14 protein-coding genes are annotated in these 19495 nt (G+C 62.6%); 7 read left to right on the forward strand and 7 right to left on the reverse strand.

The genetic code is table 11. The features are described 5' to 3' along the window. Positions 1-129: 129 nt before the first annotated feature. Positions 130-1029, reverse strand: a complete 900-nt coding sequence (locus tag AC1DXM_RS13975; RefSeq protein WP_477233576.1) for a LysR family transcriptional regulator — start codon at positions 1027-1029, stop codon at positions 130-132. Positions 1030-1186: 157 nt separating this feature from the next. Between AC1DXM_RS13975 and AC1DXM_RS13980 the strand changes: the two genes are divergently transcribed. Continuing rightward, positions 1187-2365, forward strand: coding sequence for an Mrp/NBP35 family ATP-binding protein (locus AC1DXM_RS13980; protein ID WP_477233740.1), 1179 nt, complete (start codon positions 1187-1189; stop codon positions 2363-2365). A 160-nt stretch (positions 2366-2525) separates the two neighbouring features. On the opposite strand, the gene AC1DXM_RS13985 is transcribed toward AC1DXM_RS13980, so the two are convergent. Next, positions 2526-2984, reverse strand: coding sequence for an SRPBCC family protein (locus AC1DXM_RS13985; protein ID WP_477233577.1), 459 nt, complete (start codon positions 2982-2984; stop codon positions 2526-2528). A gap of 145 nt (positions 2985-3129) precedes the next feature. Here AC1DXM_RS13985 and AC1DXM_RS13990 point away from each other — a divergent pair, with 145 nt between their 5' ends. Together AC1DXM_RS13990 and AC1DXM_RS13995 are read left to right on the forward strand one after the other, a co-directional pair. Beyond that, entirely contained in the window at positions 3130-4935 is a 1806-nt protein-coding gene (locus AC1DXM_RS13990) for an IlvD/Edd family dehydratase (RefSeq protein WP_477233578.1), read from the forward strand. Between the two features lie 134 nt (positions 4936-5069). Beyond that, positions 5070-5468 carry a hypothetical protein gene (locus AC1DXM_RS13995; RefSeq protein ID WP_477233579.1) on the forward strand — a complete coding sequence of 133 codons (399 nt, stop codon included), beginning with the start codon at positions 5070-5072 and terminating at the stop codon, positions 5466-5468. 16 nt (positions 5469-5484) lie between these two features. Here the strand turns inward: AC1DXM_RS13995 and AC1DXM_RS14000 are convergent, their stop codons facing one another. Together AC1DXM_RS14000 and pdxR are read right to left on the reverse strand one after the other, a co-directional pair. Then, positions 5485-7089 carry a trimethylamine methyltransferase family protein gene (locus AC1DXM_RS14000; protein ID WP_477233580.1) on the reverse strand — a complete coding sequence of 535 codons (1605 nt, stop codon included), beginning with the start codon at positions 7087-7089 and terminating at the stop codon, positions 5485-5487. Positions 7090-7297: 208 nt separating this feature from the next. Then, positions 7298-8791 (reverse strand): MocR-like pyridoxine biosynthesis transcription factor PdxR, encoded by a 1494-nt coding sequence (pdxR, locus tag AC1DXM_RS14005; RefSeq protein WP_112560664.1) that lies wholly within the window; start codon positions 8789-8791, stop codon positions 7298-7300. Between the two features lie 306 nt (positions 8792-9097). On the opposite strand from pdxR, the gene pgi reads away from it, so the two are divergent. After that, the gene (gene pgi, locus AC1DXM_RS14010) at positions 9098-10741 is read left to right on the forward strand and encodes a glucose-6-phosphate isomerase (RefSeq protein WP_477233741.1); all 1644 of its coding nucleotides are present in this window, start codon (positions 9098-9100) and stop codon (positions 10739-10741) included. Next, a complete protein-coding gene (locus AC1DXM_RS14015; protein WP_477233581.1) occupies positions 10738-11469 on the forward strand; it encodes an HAD family hydrolase in 732 nt (243 codons plus the stop codon). The genes pgi and AC1DXM_RS14015 overlap by 4 nt, the downstream gene beginning before the upstream one ends. Before the next feature lie 131 nt (positions 11470-11600). Here the strand turns inward: AC1DXM_RS14015 and AC1DXM_RS14020 are convergent, their stop codons facing one another. From AC1DXM_RS14020 to AC1DXM_RS14030, 3 genes are all read right to left on the reverse strand, one after another. Beyond that, a complete protein-coding gene (locus tag AC1DXM_RS14020; protein ID WP_477233582.1) occupies positions 11601-13334 on the reverse strand; it encodes an adenylate/guanylate cyclase domain-containing protein in 1734 nt (577 codons plus the stop codon). A 276-nt stretch (positions 13335-13610) separates the two neighbouring features. Further along, complete coding sequence (locus tag AC1DXM_RS14025; protein ID WP_477233742.1) at positions 13611-14285, reverse strand: class I SAM-dependent methyltransferase; 675 nt, start codon at positions 14283-14285, stop codon at positions 13611-13613. Between the two features lie 66 nt (positions 14286-14351). Further along, positions 14352-16340 (reverse strand): long-chain-fatty-acid--CoA ligase, encoded by a 1989-nt coding sequence (locus tag AC1DXM_RS14030; protein ID WP_477233583.1) that lies wholly within the window; start codon positions 16338-16340, stop codon positions 14352-14354. 477 nt (positions 16341-16817) lie between these two features. On the opposite strand from AC1DXM_RS14030, the gene AC1DXM_RS14035 reads away from it, so the two are divergent. Beyond that, positions 16818-18416 carry an ABC transporter substrate-binding protein gene (locus tag AC1DXM_RS14035; RefSeq protein ID WP_477233584.1) on the forward strand — a complete coding sequence of 533 codons (1599 nt, stop codon included), beginning with the start codon at positions 16818-16820 and terminating at the stop codon, positions 18414-18416. A 47-nt stretch (positions 18417-18463) separates the two neighbouring features. Beyond that, positions 18464-19471, forward strand: a complete 1008-nt coding sequence (locus AC1DXM_RS14040; RefSeq protein WP_477233585.1) for an ABC transporter permease subunit — start codon at positions 18464-18466, stop codon at positions 19469-19471. The last annotated feature ends 24 nt before the right edge of the window (positions 19472-19495 follow it).

Consider the following 19495-nt stretch of genomic DNA (forward strand, 5'->3'; position numbering starts at 1 on the left):
CCCTCCCTGGTCGATAGCGGTCTCGCGCTAAGTGCTTACGAAATCAGAGGAAACCCCCGAGATCAATAAAGCTGATCCGTTGCTTGATAGAAATTTTCTATCGAAACCCGTCAGCCTGCATTGTCTAGCCTAGCGGCGGTTGCGGAAATCGTCTGCCAGCGCCATCGCCTCGTCCAGCAGCGCCTGCACCAGCGGCGTGTGCGGCTCGCGCGGTGCGGCCACCAGCCCGACGGTGTGGCTGGCATCCGGCTCGACGATCGGGATGGCCCGGATCGGCTCGGAAAAGCCGAATGTTTCCGCAAGGTTGAGCGGCATGATCGACGACCATTTGCCGGTCCTTATATGCGAGAACAGCACGATCATTGAATTGGATTCCAGCGTCGGTCGCATCTCGACGCCGGCCTCGGCCAGATGCTGGTCGATGATGCGGCGGTTCTGCATGTCCGGCGTCAGCAGGCAGAGCGGCAGCTGGCTGAGTTCGGCCCACGTCACTTTGTCGCGGTCGGAGTACGGATTTCCGACAGCGGTGATCAGCTGGTAGCGCTCGTCATAGAGCGGCACGCTGGTGACGCGGCCGAGCGGCTCGTTGTCGAGGTAGGTGATGCCGGCATCGACGTCGAAATTGCCAAGCAGCGACAGCACTTCGATCGAGGTGCGCGACAGGATGGAGAAGGTGACGCCGGGGTGCTTTGCCCGGAATGGCGTCGTCAGCCGCGCCACCATCGCTAAAGCGGTGGGGATCGCCGCGATGCGGATGCGCCCCGAAAGGCCGTGGCGCGCCGCCCGCATCTCTTCCTTCATGGCACGGCTGTCGCCGACGATGCGGCGCGCCCACGCCAGCACCTGCTTTCCTTCCGGCGTCAGCCCCTGAAAGCGCGAGCCGCGCAGCACCAGCATGACGCCGAGCTGCTCCTCCAGCTGCTTGATCGCCGCCGAAAGCGTCGGCTGGGTGACGCCGCACACCTCCGCCGCCCGGCCGAAATGCTCCTCCTTGGCCAGCGCGATGAAAAATTCCAGCTTGTCGATCATTGGCGCAAGCTAACCGGCGCCGGGCGGCGACGCCAGACGCAGTTGGGCACCTCAGCCATTCCGTCGATTTCCGGGCAGAGCACGCCGGCTGTTGCGCCACGACTTGGTTCTGCCGGGAAACTGCATTATCTCAGGCGCAAGCTTGCATAAGGAAGACCTGATGTCCGTCACCAAGGAAATCGTCACCGAGCGTCTGAAGACGGTCAATGGGCCGGACTTCACCGGCAACATCGTTGACCTCGGCATGGTTTCGGAGATTTTCATCGCCGATTCGAAAGTATTCTTCTCGATCACCGTTCCCGCTGCCCGCGCGCAGGAGATGGAACCGTTGCGCGCCGCCGCCGAGCGCGTCGTCAAGGCGATTCCCGGCGTCGCCGGCGCCGTCGTCGCGCTGACGGCGGAAAAGAAGGGTGGTGGCATGGAAGCGCCGGTTCCGGCGCGCCCCGCACCCAGACCGGCACCACCGGCTCGGCCAGCCGCGCCGCGTCCCGCACCACACGCCCCGGCCTCGCAAAGCTCGGGCAAGCGTGGCGTGCCCGGCATCGAGGCGATCATTGCGGTTGCATCAGGCAAGGGCGGCGTCGGCAAGTCGACCACCGCCGTCAACATCGCGCTTGGTCTCGCCGCCAATGGCCTGCGGGTCGGCGTGCTCGATGCCGACATTTACGGGCCGTCCATGCCAAGGCTGCTCAACATCCATGGCCGGCCGCAGACGGTCGACGGCAAGATCCTGAAACCGATGGAGAATTACGGCCTCAAGGTGATGTCGATGGGCTTCCTCGTCGACGAGGAGACGCCGATGATCTGGCGCGGTCCGATGGTGATGTCGGCGCTGACGCAGATGCTGCGCGAAGTAGAATGGGGCCGGCTCGACGTGCTCGTCGTCGACATGCCGCCCGGCACCGGCGACGCCCAGCTGACCATGGCCCAGCAGGTGCCGCTGGCCGGCGCCGTCATCGTCTCGACGCCGCAGGATCTGGCGCTGATCGACGCCCGCAAGGGGTTGAACATGTTCAAGAAAGTAGACGTGCCGCTGCTCGGAATCGTCGAGAACATGAGCTATTTCGTCGCCCCGGACACCGGCAAGCGCTACGACATTTTCGGCCATGGCGGCGCCCGGCGCGAAGCCGAACGTCTCGGCGTGACCTTCCTTGGCGAAGTGCCGCTGGAAATGGGCATCCGCGAAAGCTCGGATGAAGGCGCACCGGTGGTGGCATCCAAGCCCGATAGCCCCGAGGCGAAGATTTATCGCAATATCGCTTCGAAGGTTTGGGAGCGGGTCAACGAAGAGCGCGGCGCGGCGGAAGCGGCAGTGCCGAGCATTGTGTTTGAGTAGTGCGGATACCCCTCCCCCTCGAGGGGAGGGTGCCGCGCGAAGCGCGGCGGTGGGGTCGCCTCAGCTGCCTCAACCTGCGTCGAGTTGCCTCGACCTTGTGAAGAAGTAATGCCGAGCGCGCCACCGCGGACCCCACCCGGCCCTTCGGGCCAGCCTCCCCTCAAGGGGGAGGGGAACCCACCTTTTCCCCAAACGTCGAGAAAAACTGCCCAGCAAGTTTCTTCGACGTCGATTCGATCAGACGGCTGCCGAGCTGGGCGATCTTCCCGCCGACATCGGCCTTGGCGGCGTATTTCAGCACCGTCGCATCCGGCCCGTCCGCCGTCAGCGTGACATCGGCGCCGCCCTTGGCGAAGCCGGCAATGCCGCCCTTGCCTTCGCCCTGGATGGTGTAGGCATGCGGCGGCTTCAAATTCTTCAGCGTCACTTCGCCATTGAAGGTCGCCTTGATCGGCCCGATCTTCACCACCACCGTCGCCGCCATTTCGGTCGGCGATTTCATCTCCAGGTTCTGGCAGCCGGGAATGCTTTCCCGCAGCACGTCAGGATCGTTCAGCGCTTCCCAGACTTTCTGCAGGGGGGCGGCAATGCGTTCCTCGCCTTCGATCACCAAAGCCATCGATACCCTCCCGCGTTGCTCCGAAAAGGCCTAACGCAGGGTCCGACACCTGTCTATCGCACCAAAGTCTGGGTGCGCTTGTGTGACCTCTTGCCTGCCAAGGCGCGTTGCCATATCGATTTGTCTTACAAATACGGAGACCACGATGGCAGGCGCCCCCACCAGAAAAAAGAAATTTCGCTCGCAGGAGTGGTTCGACAATCCCGACAATCCGGGCATGACCGCGCTCTATCTCGAGCGCTACCTGAATTACGGGCTGACGCGGGCCGAACTGATGTCCGGCAAGCCGCTGATCGGCATCGCCCAGACCGGTTCGGATCTGTCACCCTGTAATCGCCACCATATCGAACTGGCCAGGCGCGTGCGCGAAGGCATCGTCTCGATGGGCGGCATCCCCTTCGAATTCCCTTGCCATCCGATCCAGGAAACCGGCAAGCGCCCGACCGCAGCACTCGACCGCAACCTTGCCTATCTCAGCCTCGTAGAGGTTCTCTACGGCTACCCGCTCGACGGCGTCGTGCTAACCATCGGTTGCGACAAGACCACGCCGGCGCTTTTGATGGCGGCGGCCACCGTCAACATCCCGGCCATCGCGCTCTCGGTTGGCCCGATGCTCAATGGCTGGCACAAGGGCAAGCGGACCGGGTCCGGCACCATCGTCTGGGAATCGCGCCAGCGGCTGTCGGCCGGCGAGATCGACTATGACGAGTTCATGGACATCGTTGCCTCCTCGGCGCCGTCCACCGGCTATTGCAACACCATGGGCACCGCCACCACGATGAACTCGCTGGCCGAGGCGCTCGGCATGCAACTGCCGGGCTCGGCCGCCATCCCCGCACCCTACCGCGAGCGTGGCCAGATTTCCTACGAGACGGGCAGGCGCATCGTCGAGATGGTGCATGAGGATCTGAAGCCGTCCGACATCATGACCCGCAAAGCCTTCGAGAACGCCATTGTCGTCAATTCGGCGATCGGCGGCTCGACCAACGCGCCGATCCATCTCAATGCGATCGCCCGCCATCTCGGCGTGCCGCTCAACAATGACGACTGGCAGACAATCGGTCTCAACGTGCCGCTGCTCGTCAATCTGCAGCCGACCGGCGAGTATCTCGGCGAGGACTACCACCATGCCGGTGGCGTGCCGGCAGTGGTGGCCGAGCTTTTGAAGGCCGGGCTTTTGCCGCATCCCGACACCGTGACCGTGAATGGCAAATCGATCGGCGACAATTGCCGCGGCGTGGCCAACGAGAACCAGGATGTCATCCGCAGCGTCGACAAGCCGCTCAAGGTCAATGCCGGCTTCATCAACCTCAGCGGCAATCTGTTCGATTCGGCGATCATGAAGACCAGCGGCATCTCGCCGGAATTCCGCGAACGCTATCTGTCCAACCCGAAGGACCCGGAAGCCTTTGAAGGCAATGCCATGGTCTTCGACGGACCGGAAGACTATCACGCCCGCATCGACGATCCGGCGCAAGGCATCGACGAGCATACCATCCTGTTCATGCGTGGCGCCGGTCCCATCGGCTATCCCGGTGGCGCCGAGGTCGTCAACATGCAGCCGCCTGCCTATCTCATCAAGAAGGGCATCCACGCGCTGGCCTGCATCGGCGACGGCCGCCAGTCAGGCACGTCGGGCTCGCCGTCGATCCTCAACGCCTCGCCCGAAGCCGCCGTTGGCGGCGGCCTGGCGCTGCTCAAGACCGGCGATCGTGTGCGCATAGACTTACGCAAAGGCACCGCCAACATCCTCGTCAGCGACGACGAGATCGCCAAGCGGCGCGCCGCGCTGCAGGGCAATGGCGGCTATCACTATCCCCAGCACCAGACGCCGTGGCAGGAGATCCAGCGCTCCATGGTCGATCAGTTCTCGGAAGGCATGGTGCTGAAGCCGGCGGTGAAGTATCAGGACGTCGCGCACACCAGAGGCGTGCCGAGGGACAATCACTGAGCGACAGTGCTTGGCAAAATCAAAGGCGGCTTGCCATCGGGCAGGCCGCCTTTTCTCTTGGCGGCGCTCTTGTATCGGTCGGGCCGGACCTACAGATACGTCATCTCGAAGCGTCCTGCACAAGGGACACCATCATGGCGAAACGGCGCTCTTCCCTCGGTTTCCTCGGCATGTTCGGCCGCTCGGGTGATTTGCGGGAACTCGACAACGCGCTACGCGGTGCCGACCTTCATCCGGCGCTTGTTCCCGAGGGCGTCAAGCTCACCATCGTCAATCTGATGAAAGACCATTGGCCGGACGAACCGCCGCCGGAGGCCTATCGGTCCGTGGCGCAGCTGTTCGGCTATTGTATCGCCGGGCGGCAAACGTTCGAGCAGGCCAACGGCCCGGAGCGACGGCTGGACGCGGAGCGTCGCATCGAAGCAGCGCTTGAAACCGGCGACAGTCTGGATGCGCAGATCGTGCTGATGGCGCTGCATGGCAAATTGATCAGCGCCGAGGTCGTCGAGCGATTTGGGCTAAGCGCGGACTGACTTCGTAAGGTTAGGCTTACCCACCCATGCCGCTGCGCGGCAGCTTGATCATCTCGCCGAAGCGAGCGCGCAGTTTGTCGTCGAGCAGCTTCGGCACATGGCGGGGGAAACGCTCGGCAAGCACGCGCTTCTTCTCGATGATCGCCCGCTGCAAGATGTCGGGCCGACCCTTCTCGTTCCATTCCTTCGGCGAAAAGCGGTCGCCGACGGCCGGATAGAAATATTCGGTCTGCATCAGCCGCAGCGTCTGCTCATTGCCGAGATAATGGCCGGGGCCATTCATGCAGACTTCGGTGATGGTGTCGATGGAAAGCGCTTCATCGGTCACCTCGATGCCGCGCACGCAGCGCAGGCAATGGCCCAGCATGTCGTTGTCGATGATCAGGCTTTCCAGGCAGAAGCCGAGCAGCGAGGCATGCATCCCCGCCGATTCATAGACGAGGTTGAGGCCGGCCAGGCCAGCCATCACATCGGTGATGCCCTTTTCATAGCCGGACTGGATGTCGGGCAGTTTCGAATCCGTCATGCCGGCGGCCGAACCGCCCGGCAGATCGTAGAATTGCGCCATCTGCGCGCAGGCCGAAGTCAGCACCGCCTGCTCGGCCGAGCCGCCCGACATGGCACCGGTCCTGAGGTCGGAGACGAATGGCCAAGTGCCGAAGATCGCCGGATGCCCCGGCTTGATGGCGTTGACATAGATGAGACCGACGAGCACTTCGGCCACAGCCTGGACCACTGCGCCGGCAATCGCCGCCGGGGCGGTGGCGCCGGCCTGGCCGGCTGACAGGAGCAGGATCGGAATGCCGCCTTCGACACAGGCTTCGAGCACGCCGCAGGCGTCCTCGGCAAACTTCATCGGCGGCACGACAAAGCAGTTGGAGTTGGAGACGAAGGGCCGGGCGCGGAAATTCTCCTCGCCGCCGGCGATCGCATAAAGCATTTCCAGCGCCGGCTGCACGTTCTCGCGCACCGTGAACGAGGTGCCGACATGCTTCGACGTTCCCATCACGCAGGCGTAGAGCGTGTTGAAGTCCATTTCGAGCGGATCGGGAATGTCGCGCGGTACCATCGGCCGCTGGAAGAAATGGATGTTGTCGAGCCCTTCGACGAGGCGGGCGGCGTCGTAAATGTCCTGCACCAGCGACTCGCGGTATTCGCGCTTTTCGACATCGACCAGATGCACCGCGGCGCCAGCCGTGCCGTAATGCACGCGTTTGCCCTGGATCAGCATGTCATGCTTCGGGTCCTGGCCGTGCAGCGTAAAATTCCGCGCGGCTTTCTTGATCGTGTCCAGCACCAGGCCCCGCGGGAAGCGGATGCGGCCGTCGTCGCCATAGACGGCGCCGACCCCGGTCAGCGCTTCGATACAGGAGGGAATGGCATTGGCGAAGCCGACGGTCTCCAGCAGCGTCAGCACCGCTTCGTGGATGCGCTCCTGGTCGTTCCTGTTGAGCGGCCCGTAGCTGCCGCCTTCGAGGCCGGCGCGCACCGGCCTGATATCGTCCGCCAGCGGTGCTGCCCGCATGGCGCGGCGCGCTTCGCGCCCGCCGGATCGCCGCGAACGCTGATCGGCCGATGTATCCTTAAGAGCCGCATCCTGCTTCTCAAGAGCCACTGACATGGGAGGCACTCCACCTTTAGCTTGCGAAACCGGACGCGGTGATTGGTCCACCGTCGGCCTGCTTCGTCCCCTTTATCCGCCGACTATGCCGCCGGCATTGGCACAGCCTATGGGCCAGTGGACCCCGTCGCATATGCCAGGGAACTAAAGAACAGTGCTGGGAAGTATGTCGGGGACCGGGGCCCTTCAGGGCCCCGGCACGAGGAAATCAGGCGGCTGCCGGCCTGCGGCCGGCCGCGGTCGCCAGCTCGCGGATGCCCGGCTCGATGTGCTGCAGCGCGATCGAGGAAATGCCCAAGCGCATGAAACGCGAAGGCTTTTCGGTGCGGTCGAAGAAGCGGTCGCCGGGCTCGATGATGACGCTGCGCGACGCGGCGGCCTCGGCCAGTCCGCGCGAATCGGTGCCGCGCGGCCCTTCCAGCCAGAGCGATGTGCCGCCGGCTGAATCGGTCGAGCGCCATTCCGGCAGGAATGCGGAAATCGCATGGACCAGACGCTTGCGCCGCTCGTCGAAAGCAGACGACAGCCGCCGCACCAGGGCCTCGTGATGGCCGAGCGACAGGAACAGCGCGACGGCGCGCTGGTTGTTGGCCGGCGGGTGACGCAGCATGAAGCGGCGCAGCGCCCGGAGCTCAGCGATTAGTCCAGCAGAAGCCACGATGTAGCCAAGCCGCAGGCCCGGAGCCAGCGTCTTCGACATCGAGCCGACATAGATGACGCGTCCCGAGCGGTCGAGGCTCTTCAGCGCCTGCTGCGGCGCCTCGTCGAGAAGCTGGCTGTCATAGCCGTCCTCGATGATGATCTGGTTGTGGCGGTTTGCGCGCGCCAGAAGATCCTGCCGCCGCTCCGCCGACAGCGGCACCATGGTCGGGCAATGATGGCTGGGCGTGACGAACACGAAGCCGGAATCATTGGGAATGGAAGAGGTTACGATGCCGGACTGGTCGACCGGAACCGGCTGGATGTCGGCGCCCGCAAGCCTGAAGATCGAGCGTGCGTCGGGGTAGCCGGGATCTTCCATCGCCACCTTCGAGCCCTTGGTCATCAGCAGCGTCGCCAGCATATAGAGCGCGTTCTGCGCGCCGAGCGTCACGATGATCTCATCCGGATTGGCGAAGATGCCGCGCCGCGGCAGCAGTCGCGCCTGGATCTGCTCGATCAAGAGCGGATCGTCGCGATCGACCATGTCGGAGGCCCAGTTACGGATCTCGAGCACTGCCAGCGCCATGCGGTTGCACTCGCGCCATTCGGCGGTCGGGAACAGCGCCGGGTCGAACTGGCCGTAGACGAAGGGGTAGGACGACTTGATCCAGTTGTCGTGCTTGGCCGGAGGCGGCATGTCGCTGGCGGCGATCTGCCGGCGTGCCTTCCAGTCGATCTCGTTCTGCTGGTCCGGCGCCTTCTGGTGCGGCTTGGCGGGGGTGGCCAGCACATCGGGATTGACGAAATGGCCACGACGTTCGCGCGCCACCAGGAAACCCTGGTCGACCAGTTGCTGGAACGCCAGCACCACGGTGCCGCGCGCAACGCCGAGTTTTTCGGCCAGGATTCGGCAGGACGGAAGCGGCATCGAAGCGGCGATCTGCCGGTCGAGGATGGCGGCGACGATCGCCTGGCGAATCTGCGCCTGCAGGGTCTGGCCCGATTCCGCCGAAATCCGGAACAGGCCGGACCATATGGCCGTGTCGTTACGCTGTGGCATGGGAGATGTTCCTCGATGGCCAAACTTTTTTGCTTGGCTGGACCAGCGGAAGGTAACCGTGGCACAAGGGGTTGCGCCAATCAATTTTTCTGATCGCTGGGATTTATGCCAGTGATCCTTCGCGCGACGCGCAGCGTCGTCGCGTTATGCTGCACCACCGCAATACTGCGCCACACGGCCGCTATGTTGCACTGCGTCATCCCCACGCATTGAAAGAAATGGAATTCGGCTCAATAACTCCAGCGCGACACGCGCCGGAAACATCCGGTCTGATAAGATGTCATGAAAAAGTATCAGGAGCCGGCAGTGGATCATTCCTCCTTCGACAAACAGCTTGTCGCCTTGCGTGCTGCGCGCGCGGCGGCATCGGGCACGATGCGCGAGGCTTTTGCCGCCGACCCCAAGCGCTTCGAGACGTTCTCGGCCAGCGACGACGACCTTCTGCTCGACTGGTCGAAATGCGCGGTCGACCAGCACACCATGGAGCTGCTCGAAAAGCTCGCCGGTGCGGCCGACCTCGAAGGGCGCCGCGCAGCAATGTTTTCCGGCAAGAAGATCAACATCACCGAGGACCGCGCCGTGCTGCACACGGCGCTGCGCAACCTCTCGGGCAAGGGCGTCACCGTCGACGGCCAGGACGTCAAGGCGGATGTGCTTGCCGTGCTCGACGCCATGGGCGCCTTTGCCGACGCCATTCGCTCGGGTAAGGCCGCCGGCGCCACCGGCAAGAAGATCACCGACATCGTCAACATCGGCATTGGCGGCTCCGATCTCGGCCCGGCCATGGCGACGCTGGCGCTGGCGCCCTATCACGACGGCCCGCGCGCGCACTACGTCTCCAACATCGACGGCGCCCATATCCATGACACGCTGAAGGGCCTATCCGCCGAAACCACCCTCTTCATCATCGCCTCGAAGACCTTCACCACGGTCGAGACGATGACCAATGCCGAGACGGCGCGCAAATGGGTGCAGAAGGCGCTCGGCAAGGAAGCTGTCGGCAAGCATTTCGCCGCCGTCTCGACCGCACTCGACCTGGTCGCAAAGTTCGGCATTGAGGCCGATCGCGTGTTCGGCTTCTGGGACTGGGTCGGCGGCCGCTATTCGCTGTGGGGCGCCATCGGCCTGCCGGTGATGATCGCCATCGGCCCGCGCAACTTCCGCGCCTTCCTCGACGGCGCGCACGAGATGGACGAGCACTTCCGCTCAGCCCCCCTGCAGAGGAACCTGCCGGCGCTGCTGGGACTGGTCGGATGGTGGCATCGCGTTATCTGCGGTTATCCCGCGCGCGCCGTCATCCCTTATGATCAGCGCCTGTCCAGGCTGCCGGCCTATCTCCAGCAGCTCGACATGGAATCGAATGGCAAGGGCGTCACCCTTGACGGCACGCCGGTGACGACGCCAACCGGACCGCTGGTCTGGGGCGAGCCCGGCACCAACGGCCAGCACGCCTTCTTCCAGCTGTTGCACCAGGGCACCGATTTCATCCCGGTCGAGTTCCTTGCCGCCGCCGTCGGCCATGAGCCTGACCTCAAGCATCAGCACGATCTGCTGCTCGCCAATTGCCTGGCGCAATCGGAAGCGTTGATGAAGGGCCGCACGCTTGAAGAGGCGCGCGCGCAGATGCTGGCCAAGGGCATGAAGCCAGCCGATGTCGACAGAATAGCCCCGCACCGCGTCTTCTCCGGCAATCGTCCATCGGTGACCATCCTCTATCGCAAGCTCGACCCGCGCACTTTCGGCCGGTTGATTGCGCTCTATGAGCATCGCGTCTTCGTCGAAGGCACCTTGTTCAACATCAATTCCTTCGACCAGTGGGGCGTCGAACTCGGCAAGGAACTGGCGACCGGCCTGTTGCCTGTTGTGGAAGGCAAGGAGAGCGCCGCCAAGCGCGACGCATCGACCGCCGGGCTGGTGGCGCGCATCCAGCAGCTGCGGGGTGCGGCATGAAAAACCCGGCCGACATCAAGGGCATATTGTTCGACAAGGATGGCACGCTCGTCGATTTCAACGCGACCTGGCTCAGCATCGCCGATTTCATGGCCATGGATGCTGCCGAGGGCGATCGCTGGAAGGCCGACCGGCTGCTGTCGGCGGCAGGCTTCGATTTCGTCAACAAACGTTTCAAGCCGGATTCCATCTTCGCCTCCGGCACCAACATGGATGTTGTCGAACTGTGGTTCCCGCGCCTGTCCGACGAGGACCAGATGCTGGCCGTCGCCCGCTTCAACGAGATCACCTCCGTGCAGGGCTCGTCGATGGCGGTGGCGCTGCCGGGCATCGTCGGGGCGCTGACGGCATTGCACAAACGATCCTACCGACTCGGCGTCGCCACCAACGATTCCACCGCCGGTGCGGAGAAGACCATGGTCACGCTCGGCGTCGCCCAGCTCTTCGACGCCGCCTATGGCTATGACGCGGTTGCCAATCCGAAACCGGCGCCCGACACCATCCTCGCCTTTTGCGACCTGACCGGGCTGAGGCCGGCCGAGATCGCCATGGTCGGCGACAACCGTCACGATTTGGAGATGGCACGCGCCGGCGGCTGTGGGCTGGCGATCGGCGTGCTCTCCGGCACCGGCACGCGTGAATCGCTATCGACGATCGCCGATTTCGTGCTGGATTCGGTTGCCGACTTGCCGGACTTTCTGTCGGCACGGGTCAAGGAGACGATCTGACGGGAAGTTTGGGGGCAAAACGGCACTTTGCCGCCAACGGGGCCGAGAGCGGAATGGCGGCTTTTGGCGTCGGAAGAACGATAGCCGACGCAACTGTCAGAAGGACTGATGCCTTGGCCTGACCTAAGCGGTCATTCCGGCAAGCCCGCTTTGCGCATGCCTTCAGCTAGATGCTGGCGGTCTTCGATGCGAAACAGCGGCTCCTTGGCCACGTACCTAGCAGTGGAGAATTCGGGGATCCGGCGCAGCAAACCAGCAACGCAATCTCTCGCAAGATCGGGCTTGCCAGCCATTGCGTAGCTTGCGGCGAACCAAACCTGTTTCGAGAACGACAAAGAACTTGATCGGCGCATGTTGGCAATGGCGTCGTCATAGCGGCGCGCGTTGAAGTAGACGGCGGCGAGTTCGCCCCAATACCAAGAAGGGTTGAAGAATGGGTCGAGGCGCTTCGCTTCCAGCATCCCCTCAATGGCTCTCTCGGTTTCGCCGCGATAGTTATAGAACATCGCCAAGTCGGTGTGATTGACCGGATGGTTTGGATTTAGCGAAATGGCCTTGGCGAAATGCTGTTCACCCACTTCGTAGGCGCCGCGATCGACTTGTGCCCAAGCCATTACTAGTTGGCAAAGATGGTCGTTTTCATCGAGCGCGACGGCTTTCCGCGCCATCTCGAACGCCTCGTCGCGCAAGCGGTTCGAATCACTCATATCGAGAAACCACTCTCGCTCGATAGCTGACGACAATAATGCGTAGGCACGAGCGTAGCTGGGGTCGAGTTCGATGGCCCTTTCGAAGTAATGCCGTGCCTCTGCCTCGATCTCCGGCGTACCCATTGGCAACGCATCGCCGCGCAGGACACATTCATAGGCCGCCAGGCTGGCTGGCGGCTTGCGCAGGACCAAGTCGGTGCGTGCGGCCGTCATTCGTCCTACAAGTGTTCCGACGATAATGCGAACGACGCGATCCTGGACATCGAATATCTCGTCTTGCGCACTGTCATAACGCTCTGCCCAGACGTGATTGCCCGTCGTGGCATCGATCAATTGGGCCGTTATCCGGATGCGCGTTCCCATACGGCGGACACTGCCCTCGACGAGGTACTGCACGCTGAGTTCGCGTCCTGCTCGTATCATGTCAACGTCGGCTCCGCGGAAACGGGAGGACGAATTGCGCGACGCAACCTGCATCTGCCGGAAGCGTGAAAGCTCCGTGATCAGGTCCTCTGTAAGCCCGTCGCAGAGGTATTGCTGCTCGACATCGCCACTCATGTTCTGGAAGGGGAGGACGGCGATCGAAGGCTTGTCTTGGTGGACTAGTCTCCCTCGTGCGACTTCCGGTTCCCTCGATGCGGCACCGGACAGCATGTGATAGGCGCGCACTGGCCTGGCGATGTTTTTCAAGGTTTGCTCGCCCAGATCGACAAACTGTTCCTTGAGCTTTTCACGCACCTGCTCGTAGGCCGAACCCGACAAGCAGATTCCGTTCGGCTGCGCCAAGCCTTCCAGGCGGGCGGCGATGTTTATTCCGTCACCCATCAGGTCTCCGTCACTCTCCTCGACGACATCGCCGACGTGGATGCCGATGCGGAATTCAATGCGCTCATCGTGAGGCAGTCCTGTGTTCCATTCGACCATGCCTTCCTGCATCTCAGCAGCGCAACGCACGGCCTCGACAACGCTGCGGAACTCCACGAGAGCGCCGTCTCCAGTACGCTTGACCACTCGTCCATCGTGTGCGGCGATCGTCGGATCGAGCAAGTCGTTCCGCAGAACCCGCAGCCGCGCAAGTGTCCGATCCTCATCCACTTCTGCGAGGCGGCTATAGCCAACCACATCCGCGACCAGAATCGCTGCGATCTTCCGCATTTGGTTCATCACCTCACTTCGAACAAGAAAGATAGCATGTAACTCGATTTTTGGGCGTAGCTCACGTCTCAGGAATTGTGCTGCAATGGAGCGGCGAGCCAATGTCAGCTTATGGCGCAAAGCTGCCTGTGGCCTCTGCAATAGCGATGACCGCTTTTGGTGAATGGACGGGATCGCAGGAACGACTGCCATGAGGCGCAAAGCAGTCGTTCACGTCAGACCGGCGCAAATCAGCGTTGAGTCGAACCTGGCCATTCAGCGATCGGGCTTGCCGCGTCAGCGATCTTCCAGCTTAAACGAAAACACCCCGCTCGGCTTGGTCGCAACGCCCTTTGCGTCGCCGAAGTCCGGCACCTGATATTCGGCGAGCAACCGCAGCCGCGACAGTGGTAGGTCGGCGCGACGGGGATCGCCGATCAGCACCTCGATGCCGGCTGCCAGGCAGCGGTCGAGGAACGGGATAACCCGCAAAGCAACCTCGCGGCCGTAGAACACGTCGCCTGCAAGCACGAGGTCGATCGCCGGCGGCGGGCCTGTGGTGATATCCTGGTCGAGAATGGTGATCGTGACGCCGTTGGCTGCGGCGTTGAGGCCGATTGCGACGACGCCGTTGCGGTCGATCTCGGCCGCGATCACCGCGCTGGCGCCGGCTTTCGCGGCCGCGATGGCGACGAGGCCCGAGCCGGCGCCGAGGTCGAGCACGCGGCGGCCGGCCACGCTTTGCGGATGGTCGAGTATATGGCGCGCAAGCACCGCGCCGCCGGCCCAGGCATAGGCCCAGTAGGGTGGCTGCGTTTCGGGCACATCGTCGTCCGGCTCTACCGCATCGTCGTCCGCGCTTTGATGCGGATCGACCAGCCGCCTCAGGCCACTGCCGGGATGAGCCGTATAGAGCTGGATTTCAGGAAGCGCGGGGACCGGCACAAGCCGCAGGTTCGCCTTAATAAACATCGCCGGATCGGGACGTCGATTGTCCTCCGCGATCCCGGCGCAACCTGTGCCCTTGGTCAATCGCGCCTATTCCCGCAATGCCCGGCGCAAAATCTTGCCCACTGGTGTCTTCGGCAATTCGGTCCGGAACTCGATGTATTTCGGCCGCTTGTAGCCGGTCAAGTTCTCGCGACAATAGGCGGTCAGTGCCTCGACGGTCAGCGCCGGGTCCTTCTTGACCACGAACAATTTTGGTACTTCGCCCGAATGCTCGTCCGGCACGCCGATTGCCGCCACTTCCAGCACGCCCGGATGCTGGGCGACGACTTCCTCGAGTTCGTTCGGATAGACGTTGAAGCCTGAGACCAGGATCATGTCCTTCTTGCGGTCGACGATCTTGGTGTAGCCGCGCTCGTCCATGAAGCCCATGTCGCCGGACTTGAAGAAGCCGTCCTTGGTCATCACCTTGGCGGTCTCATCCGGCCGGTTCCAATAACCGGCCATCACTTGCGGCCCGCGGATGCAGATCTCGCCGACCTCGCCCAGCGGCAGATTGTTGCCGTCGTCGTCGCGGATGGCGATCTCGGTCGACGGCAGCGGCAGGCCGATCGTGCCGGTGAAATTGCTGTCGCTGAACTTGTTGGCGGTGGCCACGGGCGAGGTCTCCGACAGCCCGTAGCCCTCGGTGATCGAGTTGCCGGTCAACGCCTTCCAGCGCTCGGCAACGCCCTTCTGCACCGCCATGCCGCCGCCCAGCGTCATGATCAGCGGTTTGAAGTCGAGCTTGCGGAAGTCCTCATTGTTGAGCAGCGCGTTGAACAGCGTGTTGAGACCGGGGAAAATGTGCGCCGGGTATTTCTGCAATTCCTTGACGAAAGCCGGAATATCGCGCGGGTTGGGAATGAGCACGTTCTGGGCGCCTTGCTGCATGCCCATCAGCGCGTTCACCGTCAGCGCGAAGATATGGTAGAGCGGCAGCGCGCAAATGAAGTTGAGATGCGCCGGCTTCGGCTTGATCGCGTAGGCGTCCTGCAGCCACAGCGTGTTCTGCGCCACATTGGACAGCACATTGGAGTGCAGCAGCACAGCACCTTTGGAAATCCCCGTGGTGCCGCCGGTATATTGCAGAAAGGCGACGTCGCTTGCTTCCATCTTGGCTGGCTTGAAGGCGATACCGGCGCCGGCCTTCACGGCCGCATTGAACTTGACATGGCCGGGCAGCGACCAGGCCGGCACCATCTTCTTCACCCGCCGCACGACGAGGTTGACGATCGTGCCCTTGAGGCCGCCGAGCATGTCGCCCATCGCCGCGACCACCACATGCTTGACATCAGTCCTGGCGATCACCGCGTCCAGGGTGCTTGCAAAATTCTCCAGAATGACGATCGCCTGCGCGCCGGAATCCTTGAGCTGGTGTTCGAGCTCGCGTGGCGTGTAGAGCGGATTGATGTTCACCACGACATAGCCGGCGCGAAGCACGGCCATCATCGCCACCGGATATTGCAGCACATTCGGCATCATCAGCGCCACGCGGGCGCCCTTCTGCAGGCCCTTCGATTGCAGATAGGCGCCAAAGGCGGTCGAGTGCCGCTCGAGCTCGGCATAGGAGATCGACTTGCCCATGCACACGAATGCCGGCTGGCCGGAAAACTGTTTGCAGGCGCCGACCAGGAAGTCGCCGATCGAACTGTAGGGCAGGGTGCCGATCTCGGCCGGCACGACTTTCGAATAGCTCTTGAGCCACGGCTTTTCAGGCAAGCCTGCGGCAAGCGCTGTCAGCGTCTTCGGCAGTTTTTTGGCCGGGCTCGGCGCCGGTTTTGAGGCCGGCTTTGCCGCCGCCGTTTTCGCTGCGGGGCTGGCGGCGGGCTTTGCAAAAGGTGCTGTCTTCGCGGCCGCGGGCTTGGTCGCAGGTTTCGCTGCCGGCCTGGCGCTTGCCTTCGCCGGCGCGCTGGCTGCCTTAGGCTTGGCGGCGGTCTTGGCCGGTGGCGCTTTCGGCTTGGCGGCAGCGGCGGCGGGTTTTGAAGCGGTTGCCGCTTTTGCTTTCGCCGGGGCCGTTGTCTTTGTTGCTTTTGCCACCTCTAGCCTCCCTCAGTCGTTCGTTGCCTGCTCCATGCTGCACCGCCTCTCTATGGTGAGGCGTCCTCCGCTGCAGCGATGTCGCGTATTCCCGGGAAATCCGGCGTGTCATCTATCTATTGCGACTATCGGCGGCCGTGCAAGTCTTGCCCCAGCGGCAGGACGGCAAAGATTTGCCGTCAAAATCTGTCCCGCGCTGCTGTCTTAGGCACCAGCTCGTCGCGATGGCCTTGAGGGACCCGGGCCCATGGATCATTGTTCCAGCGATATCGGTTATCAATGAAAAAATGCGGTCGTTAACAATCCCGTGATTAGCAGATTTTGCTATTTCTTTCTGAAATCGAGCAAAAGCCGAGAAATATTTTCTGCTTACGGTGGGGTAGGCAAACAGGGTGTTCCAAAGCCGGAAAAACGGTGCTTATATGCGCGCTTCGCGAGCCTGATAGAGGGGCTTGGAAGAACATCAGGGAGTGCTCAATGAAAAAGAAACTGACTTTTGCAGCCGCGTTGCTGGCTGCAAGCGTCCTCGGCGGCGTGGCCAATGCCAAGACGCTGGTCTACTGCTCGGAGGCCTCGCCGGCCAACTTCGACCCGGGTACCACGACGGGCGGCAACGACTTCGACGCCTCGTCGCGTACCGTTTATTCGCGCCTGGTCGAATTCAAGCATGGCGGCACCGAGATCGAGCCCGGCCTCGCCGATAAATGGGAAATCTCCGACGACGGCCTGGTCTATACTTTCCATCTGCATCCGGGTGTGAAGTTCCAAACCACCGACTATTTCAAGCCGACCCGTGACTTCAATGCGGACGACGTCGTCTTCTCCTTCGATCGCCAGTTCAACAAGGAAAACCCCTGGAACGGCGAAAAGTACCTGCCGAACCTGACCTGGGATTACTACACCGGCATGGATATGCCGAAATATGTCGCCAAGTGGGAAAAGGTCGACGACCTGACCGTGAAGCTGACGCTGACCGAGCCGAACGCGCCGATGCTGGCCAATCTCGGCATGGACTTCGCCTCGATCGTGTCGAAGGAATATGCCGACCAGCTCGAGAAGGAAGGCAAGATGGCCGACTTCTCGACCAAGCCGATCGGCACCGGTCCGTTCCAGTTCGTCGACTATCAGCTGGATTCGGTGATCCGCTATGCGGCCAACCCGGATTACTTCAAGGGCAAGGAAAAGATCGACGATCTCGTCTTCGCCATCACCCCTGACGCGACCGCACGCATCCAGAAGGTGCTCGCCGGCGAATGCGACATCGCGCCCTATCCGAATCCTGCCGACATCGGCACGATCAAGGCCAACGCCGACGTGACCCTGATGGATCAGGCCGGCCTGAACATCGGCTATATGAGCTACAACACCACCATCCCGCCGCTCGACAAGCCTGAAGTGCGCCACGCACTCAACCAGGCGATCGACCGGGCGTCGCTCATCAAGTCGCTGTTCCAGGATGCCGGCGCCACGCCGGCCGAAAACCTGATCCCGCCGACCATGTGGTCATGGAACAAGGACGTGAAGTCCGACGCCTATGATCCGGAAGCGGCCAAGAAGGTGCTGGCCGATGCCGGGCTGAAGGAGATCCAGCTCTGGGCCTCCGATCGCGTTCGTCCCTACAACCCGAACTTCCAGCGTGCCGCCGAGCTGATCCAGGCTGACTGGGCCAAGGTCGGCGTCAAGGCGGAGATCGTCAGCTACGAGTGGACGAAGTATCGCGAGGAAGGCAAGAAGAAGGAACGCCCCGGCGCCTTCCAGATCGGCTGGACCGGTGACAATGGCGATCCGGACAACTTCTTCGCCACGCTGTTCGCTTGCTCCGCCATCGGCGTGTCGAACTACTCCAGCTGGTGCGACAAGGACTTCGAGGACCTGATCCAGAAGGCCAAGAAGACCAGCGACCAGGCCGAACGCACCAAGCTCTATGAACAGGCGCAGGTTGTCTTTGCCAAGCAGGCTCCGGCCTTCCTCATGGCACACAGCCAAGTCTACTCCGTCGTGCGCAAGAATGTCAGCGGTTACATGATGGATCCGCTTGGCATTCATCGCTTCGACGGCGTCGACAAGGCCGAATAGAACTGTTAGGCGGGCGGCGCGCAATCAAGCGCCGCCCCCTTTTCAAGATGCTCCGATATCTCCTCAACAAAATCGTCTTGGTGCTTCCGACGCTGATCGGCATCACCATCTGTGCCTTCGCTTTTGTCAGGCTGCTGCCCGGCGATCCCATCCTTGCCATGGCCGGCGAGCATGGCGTGTCGCCCGAGCGCTACGCGGAACTGAAGGAACAGTTCGGCTACAATCTGCCGATCTGGGAGCAATACGCGCATTATGTCCGCGATGCCGCGACCGGTAATTTCGGCGTGTCGATCTCGTCCAAGCGCCCGGTCATCGAAGATTTCATGACGCTCTTCCCGGCAACCATCGAGCTCTCTGTCTTCGCCATGATCTTCGCCATGCTGCTGGGCATTCCCGCGGGCATCTTCGCTGCGGTCAAGCGCGGCTCCTGGTTCGACCAGGGGCTGATGGGCACAGCCCTTGTCGGCTATTCCATGCCGATCTTTTGGTGGGGCCTGCTGCTGATTATCTTTTTCTCCGGCTATCTCGGCTGGACCCCGGTTTCCGGCCGCATCGGCCTGCAGTTCTTCATCAAGCCTATCACCGGCTTCCTGACCCTCGACAGCCTGCTTTACGGCAAATGGGATGCTTTCCGCTCGGCATTGAGCCATCTGGTGCTGCCTACAATTGTGCTCGGCACCATCCCGCTGGCGGTGATCGCCCGCCAGACGCGTTCGGCCATGCTCGAAGTGCTGGGCGAGGACTATGTCCGGACCGCCCGCGCCAAGGGGCTGTCGTCGTCCCGCGTCATCGGCGTGCACGCGCTGCGCAATGCGCTCATCCCGGTGGTCACCACCATCGGCCTGCAGGTCAGTACGCTCCTCGCCGGCGCCATTCTCACCGAAACCATCTTCGCCTGGCCGGGCATCGGCAAGTGGATGGTCGATTCCATATCCAAGCGCGACTATGTCGTCGTGCAGTCGGGCTTGCTCTTGATCGCCCTTATCGTCATGGCCGTGAACCTGATCGTCGACGTGCTTTACGCCGTCATCAACCCGCGCATCAGGGCAGCGTGATGAGCCAGTCGACCGAAATCGCCC

It is taken from the genome of Mesorhizobium sp. P3_A2, assembly GCF_056403115.1.